The organism is Streptomyces sp. NPDC060232, from assembly GCF_042726555.1.
GTDB lineage: Bacteria > Actinomycetota > Actinomycetes > Streptomycetales > Streptomycetaceae > Streptomyces.
The window spans coordinates 211,764-226,705 of record NZ_JBHXAG010000008.1; the positions used below are offsets into that span (position 1 = coordinate 211,764).

Below are 14,942 nucleotides of genomic sequence, written 5' to 3' on the forward strand. Positions count from 1 at the left end.
CCGGACCACCGAGCACGAGGGCTGTGACGCCGGCATGCGGAAACCACGAGCAGCTTCCCGCAACATCCTTCTGTTGACGCCGTGCGCGGCCCTGCTCGTCGCGGGGTTCGCGCTGCCTGCGGATCCCGGTGCGCCGGCCCTGTCCGAGGCCCGTGTCGCGCGGACCGCGCCTGCGGCGACGAACACGGCCGAACCCCCGGCCCCGGATCCCGCCGGGTCCGCGCTGAAGCGCATCGATCCGGCCGCGCTGCAGGCCTCCGTGGAACGCGCCGCGAAGGCGCTCGGGGTCCCCGGGGCCATGGTCCTGCTCGACACCCCGCAGGGCGCCTTCCGGGCGAGCGTCGGCACGACCGAGTCGGGAGCAGCTGCCCCGCCCACCGCCGGCACGCACTTCCGGATCGCCTCCAACACCAAGACCATGACGTCGGCGCTGATCCTCCTGCTCGCCCAGGAGGGCAGGCTCAAGCTGTCCGAGCCGGTGTCCGACTACGTCCCGGGCGTGCCGAACGGCCAGAACATCACCATCGCCCAGCTGCTCAGGATGCGCAGCGGGCTCTACAACTACACCGACGCACCTGAACTCTCGGCCTCCTTGGACGCCCAGCCGGCCAAGGCCCGGACGCCGCAGGAGATGCTGGCCATCGCCTTCTCGCGTCCGCCGAACTTCCCGCCCGGCACCTCGTACGAGTACAGCAACACCAACTACGCGCTGCTCGGCCTCATCGCGGAGAAGGCGGGCGGGCAGCCGCTGAAACGGCAGTTCCAGCAGCGGCTGTTCGGCCCGCTCGGCCTGGCGGGCACGTCCCTGCCCGGCATCCACGACACTTCCCTCCCCGCCCCTTCCTCGCACGGCTACATGTACGGCGGTACGGCCTACGCGTTGACCGACAAGCCCTACCCCGCCGACATGCGGGAGGCGGCCGAGTCCGGCAAGCTCAAGCCGCTGGACTACACGCACCAGAACGCGTCCTACGCCTACGCCGCGGGAGGCGCCGTCTCCACCGCCGACGACCTGGCCCGGTGGATCCGGTCCCTGACGACGGGCAAGGTGCTGAGCCCCGCCTTCCAGAAGCAGTGGCTCGACAGCCCCCAGGCCGAGGACCCCACAGCTCCGGAGGGGCAGCGGTACGGCTACGGCATCGCCCACCAGCGCTTCACCCCGAAGGCGGGGATGTACTACCACGGCGGTGAACTGCCCGGCTTCAACTCCTTCATCGGACACGACCCGGACAACGACGTCACGCTCGTCGTATGGACGAACCTGACCGTGTCGCCCGACGGCCGCACCACGGCGAACAGCATGCTGCCGACCATCCTCAACCAGGTCTACGCAGGCGCCTCCTTCCCCGGCGCTTACTAGTGCCGCACGACCACCTTCGGTGCGAAGTTGCCCTCACCCAGGTCTTCGGCCAGCAGCCGCTTCGCGATCGCGTCCGCCGCGACCCGCAGTTCGGCGCTGCGCGGGCGGCCGCGGTCCTTCTCCAGCTGGTCGCCGAGCCACTGGGCCCAGGCCGCCGAGATGACGTCGGCCTCCCGCTGCCCGGCGGCCGTGAGGCTGAAGTAGGCGCCTTCCCGGGTGAGGAAGCCCTCCTCCACCATCCGGTCGAACGCCGGGAGCAGCACCTCCGGCGGGAGCGAACGCCGCCCGGCGACCAGGCCGATGGTGCAGTGGCCGATCGTCCTGGTCATCAGCTCCACCTGCATCACCGTCCACGCGCCCGCGATGTCCAGCCGGGTGTCGGAGGATGCGACGATCGCCCGCGCCGTGTCCGCCCCCATGGTGCGTACGAGCTTGCCGACCGCCAGTTCCAGCAGCTTGGCCGAGTCCCCCGAGGCCGTGGCGGGCGAGCCGAAGCCGTCGCCCATGTCGGTGGATCCGGCCCGGGCGCTGTCGCGCAGCTTGACCTGCTTGAGGAAGAGCGCCACGACGAACCCGAACACCGCCACCGGCACGGTCCACAGGAACACCGTCTGCAGGGCTTCCGCGTACGCCTCGATGACCGGTGCGGCGGCGGCCGGATCGAGCTGGTGCACCCCCTGCGGGGTCGAGGCGGCCTCGGCCAGGCCCGCCGGGTCCTCCCCGGTGGCCCTCGCCGCCTCCGCGTACGCCTCCTCCAGCGACGGCCCCAGGTGGTTCGCGTAGATCGTGCCGAAGACCGCCGTGCCGAAGGCGCTGCCCAGCGTACGGAAGAAGGTGACCCCGGAGGTGGCGGTGCCGAGGTCGGCGTAGTCGACGGTGTTCTGCACGGCGATCGTCAGCACCTGCATGGACAGGCCGATGCCGGTGCCGAGCACGAACATGTAGACCGACTCCAGCAGGGTGCTGGTCCCCGGCTCCATCCGCGACAGCAGGTACAGGCCGACGCCCATGACGGCGTTGCCGACGATCGGGAAGATCCGGTACCGGCCGGTCTTGCTGACGACGTTGCCGCTGAAGACGGAGGCGAGCAGCAGCCCGAAGACCATGGGCAGGGTGCGGACTCCCGAGATCGTGGCCGAGTCCCCGTCGACGTACTGCAGGTAGGTCGGCAGGAACGTCATCGCGCCGAGCATCGCGAAGCCGACGACGAAGCTCAGCACGGAGCACACGGCGAAGACCGGGTTGCGGAAGAGCCGCATCGGGATCATCGGCTCGACGGCGCGCGTCTCGGCCAGGCAGAACAGCGCCAGCGCGACCGCGCCGCCCGCGAACAGGCCGATGATCACGGGCGAGGTCCAGGCGTACTCGTTGCCGCCCCAGCTGGTGGCCAGGATCAGGGCGCTGGAGCCGATCGCCACCAGGGTGATGCCCAGGTAGTCGATGACCGGTTTGCCCGAGGCGCGTACCGACGGGATCGTCCTGGCGGCCGCGACGACGACCAGGATGGCGATCGGGACGTTGACGTAGAAGCACCATCGCCAGGTCAGCTGATCGGTGAAGAAGCCGCCGAGCAGGGGCCCGATGACGGTGGCGACGCCGAAGACGGCGCCGATCATGCCCTGGTACTTGCCGCGTTCGCGCAGGGGCACGACGTCGGCGATCAGTGCCATCGCGGTCACCATCAAGCCGCCGGCTCCGACGCCCTGGACGCCGCGCCACACGATCAGGAACGTCATGTTGCTGGACAGGCCGCACAGGAAGGAGCCGCTGATGAAGACGACGGCGGAGATCTGGAAGATCAGTTTCCGGCCGAAGAGGTCGCCGAACTTGCCGACCAGGACCGTCGCCACGGTCTCCGCGAGCAGGTAGGACGTCACCACCCACGACATGTGGTCCCCGCCGCCCAGGTCCCCCACGATCGTGGGCAGGGCGGTCCCGACGATCGTCTGGTCGAGCGCCGCCAGCAGCACGCCCAGCATGATCGTGCCGAAGATGACGTTGCGCCGCCGCCGGTCGATCACGGGGGGCGCCGCGGCCGTGGCGGGGGCAGTGGTCACATCTCGCACTCTCACAGGCCGCCCGCCGCGACGCATGCGGCGCTGGGCCGTCCGAGGGACCCGCGCGCAGCGCCGGCCCCGGGGCCGGCGGGGCGGATCAGCGCAGGTGGGCGAGGCCCGGATGGGCCTGCGCGTAGCCGTCCAGCAGCCGCCGGGCCACCGCCACCGAGTCGACCAGCGGATGGAGCGCGAAGGCCTTCACGGCGTCCGCCCGCAAACCGCTCGCAGCCGCGGCCAGGACCTCCCGCTCCACGGCCTTGACGGCCGTCACGAGCCCCACCGCGTGCAGCGGCAGCGGCGCTACGCCCATGGGGTGGGCGCCGTTCGCGTCCACCAGGCAGGGCACCTCGATGACCGCCGCGGCGTCGAGGACGCGGAGCGTCGAGCCGTTGCGGACGTTCAGGATCAGCGTGGCCCGCTCGTCCCGGGCGATGGCCCGCATCAGCGCCAGGGCCACCTTCTCGTAGCCGCCGGACTCCAGGTCGCTCTCGTCGCGCGCGCCCACCCCGGCCGCCTCGCGGTTCTCGGCCATGTACGTGGCCTCGCGCTCGGCCCGGGTCCGGTCCCAGGCGGCCAGGGCCGCACCGGCCGGCAGCCCCGCCCGGCCGGCCTCGGCGTAGAAGCCGCGCTGCTGGTCGCGCAGGAAGGCCCCGCGGGTCTGCCCCGCCTCCTGGTACGCCCGTACGGTGTCGCGGTTGAAGTAGTAGTAGTGGAGGTACTCGTTGGGGATCGCTCCGAGCGATTGCAGCCACTGCGCGCCGAAGAGGCGGCCCTCCTCGAAGGACTCCAGCGCCTTGGTGTCGGCCAGCAGCCGCGGCAGTTCGTCCCGGCCGCCGATGTGCAGGCCGCGTACCCAACCCAGGTGGTTCAGGCCCACGTAGTCGATCCAGGCCTCGTCCGGGCGGGCTCCCAGCAGCCGGGCGATGCGCCGGCCGAGGCCCACCGGCGAGTCGCAGATGCCGATCACCCGGTCGCCGAGCTCCTCGGCCATGGCCTCGGTGACCAGGCCGGCCGGATTGGTGAAGTTGATGACCCAGGCCTCGGGGGCCACGCGGGAGATCCTGCGGGCGATCGCACGGGCCACCGGAACCGTCCGCAGTCCGTACGCGACCCCGCCCGCGCCCACCGTCTCCTGGCCCAGCACACCCTCGGCCAGGGCGACGCGCTCGTCCGCGGCGCGCCCTTCGAGGCCGCCGACACGGATGGCCGAGAAGACGAAGTCGGCCCCGCGCAGGGCCTCGTCGAGATCCCGGGTGGCCGTGACGGCCGGGGCGTCGGGCACCGCGGCGGCCGCGGCCTGGTCGGCTAGGACGCCGGTCATGGCGGCGAGCCTCGCGGGATCCTCGTCATACAGCGTCACATGGGACACCCGCCCCTCGGCGTGGTCCCCGAGCAGTGCGCCGTAGACGAGCGGTACCCGGAAGCCGCCTCCGCCGAGGATCGTCAGCCGCACGCCCCTACCGCCCTTCGCCAGTGCAGATGCCGGTGCCGGTGCGGATGCCCGTACCGGTGGCAGTACCCGTAACCCGTACCACCACCCGCATCCTGCCGGCGTCAGTGCCACGATCGGCGACACGATCCGTGTCCCGGTCGGCGCCACGGATCTCCGGCAGGCGGCGGCTTCCGCCCGCGGGAACCAGTCTGCCCCGGCCGGTCAGTCCTCCAGCGACGGCACGGCGCGCAGCCTGGCGCCCTGCGGCGGGTAGGTGACGGCCGCGCCGCCCCGCACGGGGCCCGTCGGCACGCCCTGCGGCCCGGACAGGATCAGGGTGATCCGGGTCAGCCCCATCTCGTCCAGCATGCGGCTGGTCTCGGCCACCATCCGGCAGCGCACCAGGCCCCACCGCGGGTCGGGATGGCGCACGGTGCGCACCGCCCCGTCCTGTTCGGCGGCCTCCGGCCCGCGCTTGCTCAGCCAGTGGGGGACGCCGTATCGGTAGGCCGCCTCCATGAACGGGTCACGGGCCACCTCCTGGCGGATGCTGCACAGCCCCTCGTCCTCCGGGGCTTCGGCGAGCGCCGCCGCGAACTGGGCGAGCAGCGGTACGCACCAGGCCGGTTCGTGGTCCTCCAGCACGGCCGCGGCGTCCGGGTGGAACAGCACGAAGCGCAGGAAGTTGTCGTCCGGCAGGGCCGTCGGGTGCGGCCGTACGGACTGGAAGAGCTGGTCGAAGGCGGAGTTGGTGAGGGCGACGTCCCACCGGTGGTCCACCAGGAAGCTCGGGTAGGGCACGGCCTCCATGAGGGCCGCGTAGTCGCACAGGTAGTCGCGCTGCGCCGGGTCCTCGGGGAGCCGGTTCTCGTCGGAGGCCCGCCACGTGGGCGGCGGGTCGCGGTCGACCATGACGCGGAAGAGCCAGAAGCACTGGCGCTCGCTCATCTCCAGGGCTTCGGCCAGCGCGAGGAGCTTGCGGTCCGTCCACTCCTTGACCAGGCCCCGTTCCCAGTTGCCGTACGCACGCACGCTGATGCGCAGCCGGGCGGCGAGGTCCTCCTGGCTCAGCCCCAGCTCTTCGCGGCGCTGGCGCAAAATCTCCTTGCGTCGCTCCGACCGCACGGCGCCGCGCGCGGACTCCTCGCCCGCCAGGCGTTCCTCACCGGCTCGGGCGAGGCCATCGGACGGGCCCACCGCTGCGAGATGTGGCACTGAGAGGTCCCCCTCCTCCGGTCTGGATCTTCATTTCCGTGTGGCGATCCTGCTACCGACTTCATTCGAGTGTCAACTATTGTGGCAATTCCAGCCTCTTGACAGCTCATTCCCGCCACAGCTGTGGCACGTTCTAGCCCTTACGGGCGGGAGCGGCTAGATTCCAGAAGCCGACCATGTGCCGTACCGACTTCGCGCGATCTAGGAGAACCACTGGTGACAGACGGCTTCCCGGCTCCCGTCGCGGTGGCCGACGCACCCCTGGCCGCGACCATCACCCGCGTCGCCGAACTCGCGGGCAAGATGGGCCGCGAGCTGAACCAGGTCTTCGACCTGCGACGCCTCTCGGAGGCTTCGGGCGTGCCCATGGATGTGGTGAAGACCCTGCTCGAAGGCAGGCCGGCCGGCGAACCCGACCTCCAGGCCCGCTTCCTGCAGCGGCTCGACCTGCTCCGGCGCACCCGCGTCAAGGCGAACGGCCGCCGCTACACGCAGCAGGAGATCGCGGACGGCGCCGGCATGTCGAGGCAGCAGGCGGGAGCCCTGATCAACGGCGACCGCCGCCCCACGATGGAGCACTGCGACGCGATCCAGCGCTTCTTCGGGGTGCACGCCGGGTTCCTCACGGCCCACGACGCCGACGCCCTCACCGACGCGCTCCAGCGGACCGAGCAACAGCTGCTCCAGGACTACGCGGGGCGCGCACGGGAAACCGTGTCGGCCTCGACCGCATCGGCGGGCGATCCACTGGCAAGACTCCTGCAGAACCACGGTGTACGGGGCATCGCCTGGCGCGCTGCCCAACTGCCCAGCGACAAGCACCGGGACAAGGTGACCGAATGGCTGGACATGCTCCTCGAAAGCGTCAAACCGAACGAATCCTGACCCAGTCGAAAGTCTGGGTCTGATCCTTGAGTCCTGATCCGGATCCGCGCCGACGGGGAGAACGGTGAGCATAGGCAGAGAGCAGCGGCGGTTGTGCGGGGAGCTGGTGGCCGGCATCCGGCTGACCGCCCCCGTGGAACCCGTGGACCTCTACGCTGCCCTCTGTGAGGGCATGAGCAGACACCGCGGCCGCCGGGTCGACTTCCGGATGGCTGCGTTCCCGCCCCGGACGGCCAGCGGTCTGTGGCTCGACATGGCGGACCGCGATCTCGTGGTCATCGAGGAACGCACCGCACCCGACCACCAACTGGTCATCCTGGGCCACGAGCTGTGGCACATGAAGGCCGGCCACTGCAGCCACCACGTCGACGGCGCCGCCGTCGCCGCGCGGCTGCTGTCCGACGAGGCCGACATCGGCGAGACGGTCCGCCGCGTCGCCGCGCGCACGCGCGCCGACGTCCAGGAGGAGACCGAGGCCGAGACCTTCGGTTTACTGCTGGGCAGCCGCTGCCGGAACTGGCTGGCCGGGTCGGCGGGCCATCGGGCTCCCTTCCAGCGCGACGACCTGGCCGGCCGGATCGAAGCCTCGCTCGGCTACCGGGGACTGAGGAACGACCGTTGACCGGTGAGGACTACTACATACCGGCAGCGGCGATGGCGATCTCACTCGCCTTCAAGCTGCCGGCCCTGCGGCACAACTGGCGCGATCCGCTCCTGCGCTCGGTCGTCGCCCTGCTGGCGCTGGCGGGGGCGGTGTTCTCCTTCGCCGCTCCGCCCACCATCGCGGCGGTCAACCGCTGGACCGGGATCGCCAACTTCTCCGCCCCGCTGGTGTACTGCCTGATCACCGCCTTCAGCGCCTCCTGCCTGGTCCTGATGGTCAACTGGCGGGGCGGGCCGCCCGAGCGGACCAAGCGGGTCTCACGCCGCTGGATCCTCGGCTACAGCATCGTGATCGTGGCCCTGATCGTGCTGTTCGCCCTCGGGGAGACTCCCGAGGAACGCCTGCGGGACTTCGACACCTTCTACGCGAACACGCCCTACGTCGGCCACATGATCGCCCTCTACCTGCTGGCGCACCACGTGGCGGCCGTGGTGATGGTGGTCCTGTGCTGGCGCTGGTCGCTCCAGGTGCGCGGCTGGCTGCGGATCGGCTTGATGATCATCGTCGCCGGCTACCTCTTCAACCTCGGCTACGACGCCACGAAGATGTCCGCCGTCGTCGCCCGCTGGCTCGGCCACGACCTCGACGACCTGAGCACCTACGTCGCCCCGCCCCTCGCCTCGCTGGGCGCGCTGATCAGCGCGATGGGCTTCGTGGTGCCGCTCGTCTGCCAGCGCCTCTCGGACCACTGGCAGACCTGGGCGGCATACCGCCGGCTCGGCCCGCTGTGGCAGGAGGTGCAGATCTCCGCCCCGGTCGGCACGCCCTCCGTGCAGATGGCCTGGTGGACGGCTGGGGAACTGCGCGTGATCCAGCGGGAGTCCGACATCCACGACGGGTTCCTGCACCTCGGCCCCTACTTCGACAGGGGCCTGCGCGACGACGCCTACGCCACCGCCCGCGCCGACGGCGCCGAGGAGGAGACCGCCCGCGCGATCGCCGACGCCGCCATGGTCGCGGCCGCCGTAAGGGCCCGCTCGGCGGACCCCGAAGGGAAGGTCGTCGGCGAGGAGGAGGAGACCCTGATGGATGCCTCCGACGGGCCGCGCGACCTCCTGAGGATCTCCGACGCCCTGCGGCGTTCACCGGTGGTGCAGGCGGTCCGGCGGCAGGTGACGGTCTAGCGGGCGGGCGCGGCGGGCGCCGCCAGGGCTGCCTGGGCGGCCGGCGCCGTACGAGGGACACCGGCCGCCGCCCCGCTCAGCGGGCCGCGGCCACCGCGGTCGCCGGGAACAGCTCCTGGAACGGCCCGGCCGAGTCCATCCCGTCCCGCCCGTACGGCGCGTCGAAGCTCCACACCATGAACAGCAGGAACACGATCAGCGCGCTGAAGAGGCCCGCCAGCAGCAGCTCCCGCCCGGAACGCCGGATCTGCAGTGTGAAGATCAGTCCGACGGTGACCACCCCGCCGACCAGCAGACCGAACCACACCACACCCGGCAGCGTCGACTCCGAGCTCTGGGTCCGCGAGTGGCGGGCCTCGTCGGCGGCGGCGATGTGGTCCAGCAGCGGCTGGTAGGCCTGCGCCTGGAGCTCGGTGGTGGGGCTCTGGTGGGTGACGGAGGTGCGGAGCTTGCCGAGCAGCGCGCCGCCCTCGGCCGACGCACTCTCGCCGGAGGCCATCAGCGGCCAGTCCACGGCGACGGTGTGGGAGACGTAGGCGTCCACCTCTCCGCGGATCCGGTCGCGGACGGCGGCCGGGTAGACGTCGGCGCGCTGGGTGACCTCGTACAGCGCCTGGGCCTCCCGGCGCACGCTGTCCTCGGCGGCGCCGCGCGCCTCCCAGACGCCCGCGATGGCCAGGCCCAGCACGATCGCGTAGACCACGCCCACCATCATCGTCATGTACTCGATGACGTCGGGGGTTTCGCTGGTGTCCTCGTCGTCGGCGGCCCGGCGGTGCCGGATCGCCGTGAAGGCGAGGACGAGGGCGCAGACGAGCACCATGGCGATGGCCAGGACCAGCCATTCGGACACGTGGATTCTCCCGGTGTGGATCGGTGGGCGCAGCGGTGGACGGACGGAGCGGTGGACGGGCGTATCGACGGACGGGCGCGCGGGCGGAGGTGCGGCGTCAGCTGCGGCTCTTGCCTCGGGGGCGCAGCGCGGCGGCGGCGAGTACGGCCGGTGTGGTGACGACGACCATGAGCATCACGGTGGACATGCCGCCCGGGCCGCGCCGCTGCAGGGCGACAGAGCGGTACGGACGCACGTGGAAGGCGCTCACGGGCGCGGCGGCGGCCCTGGGCCGGGGCGGGGCGGCCGCTTCGGCCGGAGCCGGCCCGGCATCCTCCTGCGGCCCCGGCGCGGGCGGCGGCGGCTGGGCCGGCGCGGCCACGGCCTCCGCGGGAGGCTCGGCGGGATCCACGGCCGCCGGCGGCTCGGCCGGCCCGGGCAGCCCCGGCACCGCGGGCCGCGCCCCGGCGGGCTCGGGGATCCGCCCGGGGTGGCGCACCGTCGGCCCGTCGGCGCCGGGCACTGCGACCCGCACCGGGGGCCGGCCGGCAGCCGGTACGTGGGGCCGCTTCGGCTGGCCGGCCGGCACGCACAGGTCGACGCGCGCCCCGCGGCCGTGGCCGTCGCCCGCGACCGCCACATGGCCGTGGAGCGGACAGAGCGCCGCCACCAGCCCCGCACCGGCGAAGTACTGCCAAGCGGTCACCGCGCGTCCTCCCAATTCCGCCGCAGACATGAGGGCTACGCCTGAAGAAACGATCAAGGCCCGGCTTCGACACGCGGTGCACCGCAGAACGGTGGAGATCCCGCCGCCGTGCGGGGGGGCCCACGGGCCGGATGGCGACGCGGCATGATGGCGCCACGCCGACCGAGGGGGACGACGCCCGCCTGATCGCGGGGCGTTGTCGGCAGCGACGGCCGCCTCGCCGCCGTTCGACACGGCGGTCGGCACCCTCCCCGCACCGGGGGCTCAACGCCCGTGGGCGGATACGCCGAAGGGGCGCGCCCGGTGGGCGCGCCCCTTCGGTCGGACGGGTGTGTCAGCCCGCCTCGGTGCCACCGAAACGCTCGCGGTAGGACTCCAGGTCCTCCTCGGTGACCCGGGCGAAGAGCACCGGCGGGACGGTGAACGGGGTGCCGGCCGGGACCGCGTCCAGGGCCTTGGCCTGCTCCGGGGTCACCCAGGTCGCGGTGTCGTCGGCGAGGGCGAACGCCGAGCGCATGGCGCGCGCCGAGGCCGGGATGAACGGCTCGGAGACCACCGAGTAGAGGTGGATGAGGTTCATCGCGGTGCGCAGGGTGAGCGCGGCGGCGTCGAGGTCGGTCTTGACCTCCAGCCAGGGGGCCTTCTCGTCGAGGTAGGCGTTGCCGGCGGACCACAGGGCGCGCAGCGCGGCCGCGGCCTTGCGGTACTGGAGGGTCTCCATGTGGCCCTCGTACTCGGCCAGCAGCTCGGCGATCTGCTCGCCGAGCTTCGCCTCGGCCTCGCCCGCGGGGCTGCCGGCCGGGACCTCGTCGCCGAACTTCTTGCGGGAGAAGGTCAGTACGCGGTTGACGAAGTTGCCGAGGGTGCCGCCGAGGTCCTTGTTGACCGTGGCGGCGAAGTGCTCCCAGGTGAAGGACGAGTCGTCGGACTCGGGGGCGTTGGCGATGAGGAAGTAGCGCCAGAAGTCGGCCGGGAGGATCTCCAGCGCCTGGTCGGTGAAAACGCCGCGCTTCTGCGAGGTGGAGAACTTCCCGCCGTAGTACGTCAGCCAGTTGAAGGCCTTGACGTAGTCGACCTTCTTCCACGGCTCGCGGGTGCCCAGCTCGGTGGCGGGGAACATCACCGTGTGGAACGGGACGTTGTCCTTGGCCATGAACTGGGTGTAGCGGACGTCCTCGGCCTCGTACCACCAGGACCTGTAGTCGCGGTTCGCCGGGTCGGCGTCGGCCCACTCCTTGGTCGAGGCGATGTACTCGATCGGGGCGTCGAACCAGACGTAGAAGACCTTGCCCTCGGCCGCCAGGTCGGGCCAGGTGTCGGCCGGCACCGGGACGCCCCAGTCGAGGTCGCGGGTGATGGCGCGGTCGTGGAGGCCCTCGGTCAGCCACTTGCGGGCGATCGAGGAGGCCAGCTGCGGCCACTCCTCCTCGTGCTCGGCGACCCAGGCCTCGACCTCGTGCTGGAGCTTGGACTGCAGCAGGAAGAGGTGCTTGGTCTCGCGGACCTCCAGCTCGGTGGAGCCGGAGATGGCCGAGCGCGGCTCGATCAGGTCCGTGGGGTCCAGGACGCGGGTGCAGTTCTCGCACTGGTCGCCGCGGGCCTTGTCGTAGCCGCAGTGCGGGCAGGTGCCCTCGACGTAGCGGTCCGGCAGGAAGCGGCCGTCGGCGGGCGAGTAGACCTGCCGGATCGCGCGCTCCTCGATGAAGCCGTTCTTCTGGAGCTGCCGCGCGAAGTGCTGGGTGATCTCGCGGTTCTGCGCCGAGGAGCTGCGGCCGAAGTACTCGAAGGACAGCTCGAAGCCGTCGTAGACCGCCTTCTGGGCGTCGTGGGCCTGCGCGCAGAACGCGGCGACCGAGAGACCGGCCTCCTTGGCGGCGAGTTCGGCGGGGGTGCCGTGCTCGTCGGTGGCGCAGATGTAGAGGACGTCGTGGCCGCGCTGGCGGAGGTACCGGGAGTACACATCCGCCGGAAGCATCGACCCGACCATGTTGCCCAGGTGCTTGATCCCGTTGATGTACGGAAGCGCGCTGGTGATCAGGTGTCGAGCCATCCTCGGATGCTCCATTTCCTCTGTGCGGTACGTCGTGACGTCACGGACTGTGAGTGTGGTTCATCGTATCGAACCGTCGATCGGCCACGCGCCGCATTTGTTCCGGGTGGGCATAACGCAAAAGCGAGGACAGTGACCTCTGCGTCACGGCCCTCGCGATCGGCCCCATGGTACAGCGGGACGGCGGCGCGCCGGACCCGAGGTGCGGCGGCACCGGCAGACGGCATATGCATACGTGCTGGCTGGAGCCCTGGGTGATCGAGACCGATCACGGTTCGATCATCGGCGACGCAATGCTTCCCAGCTTTCTTCTCCGCGCCCCCCGAGTGCGCCCGCGCTGCTTTCCTGTTCTGCACACCAGGGGACGAGGTGGAGCGGAGGTGGAGCGGTGAGCGATGGTGGACTGGAGGAGTCCGGTGGGGCCGTGGGACTGCCGAGTCGGCGCCGGCGGCCGACTCCCATGAGCCAGTGGGACCCTACGGCACGCCTGTCGTACTGGGCCTTCCACGCCAACCGGCGCCCTGCGTACATGCGCTTCGCGTATCTGCAGCTGGGTTCCGACGCGGCGGCCGAGGAGGCGGTGGACGCCACCTTCGACTCGATCATGGGCGACTGGCTGCGGATGCTCCACATGGACCGCCTGGACGCCTACGCGTGGACCCTGCTCAAGCACTGCCTGGTCGAACGGCAGCACCGTCGCCACCCCTGGCAGCAGGAGCCCGAGCCGATGGACATCAGCGCCTTCGAGGCGGCGCTGAAGGAGGCGCACGCCGACCAGTACGAGGTGCTGACCGACGCCATCCGCTTCTACTCCGCCGTCTCCCGCCTCGTCGAACGCCAGCGCGACGCCGTGCTCCTGCGCTACGGGCTCCAGTGCACCCCCGGTGAGGCGGCCTCCGTGATGGGCGTCGACGAGGCCACGGTCAGCTCCTACCTCGGCCAGGCCCATCGGCGCCTCGCCCGGCTGCTCGACACGGCCGCGGATCCGGCGGAACCGGCCGGAGCAGCCGATCCATCCGAACCAGCCGGCTCATGAGGCGCCGCGACCGGCTTGAGCGGGCGGACAGCGACCCGGCACCGCGCTCACTGGCCGAGTTCCTCGCGCGGGCGGGCGTCCGCGACCGCTACCGCCACTACGACCTCGGCGCGGCCGAGGCCCGGCTGCTGCGCGCCACACCGCACCCGTCCTTCCCGCACCGCGCCCGGCGCCACGCAGCCCACGGCTGGAGCGACCCGGTCCGGGACCGCCCGCTCGACGCCGAGCGGGCCCGGCGCGACCTCAAGGCGATCTGCCTGGCCTCCGTGTGCGAGCCCGATGCGGCGGCGCACCTGGACTCCTTCGCCCGCCTGCGCACCGACCTGTCCGGCGCCGTCGTCTTCGGCTGCCTGCTGCACCTCGCCGGGATGCGCGAAGGCGCCCGGTTCTGGTGGCAGTTCGCCGCCGCGTCCGGAAGCGCGAAGGCCGCCGCGGCCGCCTACTGCCTCTTCCTCGACCACTCCCGGCGCGGCGAGCACCACGACGCCCGGCACTGGGCGCGCGAGCTGGGCCGCCGCGGCTTCCGGCCGGGCGGCCGACGGGACCTGCGCGAGGTCCGGCTGTGCGCGCAGGCCGCCGTCCTGCGCTACGTCGACCAGTGCGAGGACCCCGACCTGGGCCCGGTGCCGTTGCCGAGGGCCGGGCTGTCGCGCACGCTGGACGCCTTCCTGCAGCCGCCGCCCGGGCCGGTCGTCGCGCCGACGGCGGCGGCCCGGCCCGGCACCGGGCCGCTGCGCCACCCCGCGCTGACGGCCGCGGCCCGCGGGACCGTCGTACAGGCCGGTACGGGCGAGGCGCTGGCGGAGGCCCGCCGCGCGCTGGCCGTCGTACGCGTCCTGGAGCAGCACCCGCTGGGGGTGCGGGCCGCCCAGCTGGCACGGGAGTCGGGCCTCGCCGAGGCGGAGTTGCGGCCCCTCCTGGCGATGCTGTGCGAGGAGGAGTACGCGTACCGGCCCGGGGCCGGGGTGTACGGACGCGGCCCGGCCCTGGACCGGCTCGCCGGCCACGGCCTGGCCGGGCAGCTCCAGCGCACGCTGGCCCTGGCCCGGGACAGCGCGGGCGCCGCCGTGTACCTCAGCCGGTACGCGGGGGGCGAGGTCCACATCACGCAGATGGCCGCCGGGCCGGCGACCCCGCCGGTCCGGGAGTGGGTGGACTTCCGGGACGCGGCGCATGCCAGCGCGGTGGGCAAGTGCCTGCTGACGCAGCTGGACCACGACCGCCGCGCCGACCACGTGGCCCGGCACCGGCCCGCGCGGCTCACCCCGCAGACCATCACCGACAGCCGGGCGCTGTTCACCGCGCTGGACGCGGTGGCCCCGGGCGCGCCCGTCTTCGACCTGCTCGAATACGCCCCCGGGGTCGTCTGCTCGGCCGTTCCCATCGCCGCGGGCGGCGCCGCGGGGAGCCTCGCGCTGTCGCTGCCCGCGACCCACGCCCACCGGCTGCGCTCGGCCACCGAGACGCTGCGCCGCAAGGCCGTACCGGTCCTCCTCGCCCTGCTCCTGACCGGGGCGATCCCCCCGGACGCCGCGGCCGCGGCGGTCGAGCCCGGCCCCGCACCCCACCGGCCCGAACCGC

10 protein-coding genes and 2 pseudogenes are annotated in these 14,942 nt (G+C 72.3%); 6 read left to right on the plus strand and 6 right to left on the minus strand.

Annotated features, from left to right (window positions below; all coding sequences use genetic code 11):
- Positions 1–73: 73 nt before the first annotated feature.
- Positions 74–1,360 (plus strand): serine hydrolase domain-containing protein, encoded by a 1,287-nt coding sequence (locus ACFWFZ_RS14660; protein WP_387121817.1) that lies wholly within the window; start codon positions 74–76, stop codon positions 1,358–1,360.
- On the opposite strand, the gene ACFWFZ_RS14665 is transcribed toward ACFWFZ_RS14660, so the two are convergent.
- From ACFWFZ_RS14665 to ACFWFZ_RS14675, 3 genes are all read right to left on the minus strand, one after another.
- Positions 1,357–3,453: an MDR family MFS transporter gene (locus ACFWFZ_RS14665; RefSeq protein WP_387121820.1), complete on the minus strand. Its 2,097-nt coding sequence runs from the start codon at positions 3,451–3,453 to the stop codon at positions 1,357–1,359. The genes ACFWFZ_RS14660 and ACFWFZ_RS14665 overlap by 4 nt on opposite strands.
- Before the next feature lie 61 nt (positions 3,454–3,514).
- Positions 3,515–4,870, minus strand: a complete 1,356-nt coding sequence (locus tag ACFWFZ_RS14670) for a 6-phospho-beta-glucosidase (protein WP_387121823.1) — start codon at positions 4,868–4,870, stop codon at positions 3,515–3,517.
- Positions 4,871–5,071: 201 nt separating this feature from the next.
- Positions 5,072–6,064, minus strand: coding sequence for a helix-turn-helix domain-containing protein (locus ACFWFZ_RS14675; RefSeq protein ID WP_387121826.1), 993 nt, complete (start codon positions 6,062–6,064; stop codon positions 5,072–5,074).
- Positions 6,065–6,280: 216 nt separating this feature from the next.
- Between ACFWFZ_RS14675 and ACFWFZ_RS14680 the strand changes: the two genes are divergently transcribed.
- From ACFWFZ_RS14680 to ACFWFZ_RS14690, 3 genes are all read left to right on the plus strand, one after another.
- Complete coding sequence (locus ACFWFZ_RS14680; RefSeq protein WP_387121829.1) at positions 6,281–6,949, plus strand: helix-turn-helix domain-containing protein; 669 nt, start codon at positions 6,281–6,283, stop codon at positions 6,947–6,949.
- Between the two features lie 64 nt (positions 6,950–7,013).
- The gene (locus tag ACFWFZ_RS14685; protein ID WP_387121832.1) at positions 7,014–7,571 is read left to right on the plus strand and encodes a toxin-antitoxin system, toxin component; all 558 of its coding nucleotides are present in this window, start codon (positions 7,014–7,016) and stop codon (positions 7,569–7,571) included.
- On the plus strand, positions 7,568–8,737 hold the full coding sequence (locus ACFWFZ_RS14690) for an MAB_1171c family putative transporter (protein WP_387121835.1): 1,170 nt from the start codon (positions 7,568–7,570) through the stop codon (positions 8,735–8,737). Before ACFWFZ_RS14685 ends, ACFWFZ_RS14690 begins: the two co-directional genes overlap by 4 nt.
- A 76-nt stretch (positions 8,738–8,813) precedes the next feature.
- Here the strand turns inward: ACFWFZ_RS14690 and ACFWFZ_RS14695 are convergent, their stop codons facing one another.
- From ACFWFZ_RS14695 to metG, 3 genes and pseudogenes are all read right to left on the minus strand, one after another.
- A complete protein-coding gene (locus ACFWFZ_RS14695; protein WP_387121838.1) occupies positions 8,814–9,590 on the minus strand; it encodes a hypothetical protein in 777 nt (258 codons plus the stop codon).
- 97 nt (positions 9,591–9,687) lie between these two features.
- On the minus strand, positions 9,688–10,275 hold the full coding sequence (locus ACFWFZ_RS14700) for a hypothetical protein (protein ID WP_387121841.1): 588 nt from the start codon (positions 10,273–10,275) through the stop codon (positions 9,688–9,690).
- Between the two features lie 334 nt (positions 10,276–10,609).
- Positions 10,610–12,343, minus strand: a pseudogene (gene metG / locus ACFWFZ_RS14705) (methionine--tRNA ligase); the annotation flags it as partial.
- Positions 12,344–12,713: 370 nt separating this feature from the next.
- Here metG and ACFWFZ_RS14710 point away from each other — a divergent pair.
- Both ACFWFZ_RS14710 and ACFWFZ_RS14715 read left to right on the plus strand, forming a co-directional pair.
- On the plus strand, positions 12,714–13,361 hold the full coding sequence (locus tag ACFWFZ_RS14710; protein WP_387121844.1) for a sigma factor-like helix-turn-helix DNA-binding protein: 648 nt from the start codon (positions 12,714–12,716) through the stop codon (positions 13,359–13,361).
- 797 nt (positions 13,362–14,158) lie between these two features.
- A pseudogene (locus ACFWFZ_RS14715) lies at positions 14,159–14,869 on the plus strand (IclR family transcriptional regulator C-terminal domain-containing protein); the annotation flags it as partial.
- Positions 14,870–14,942: the final 73 nt, after the last annotated feature.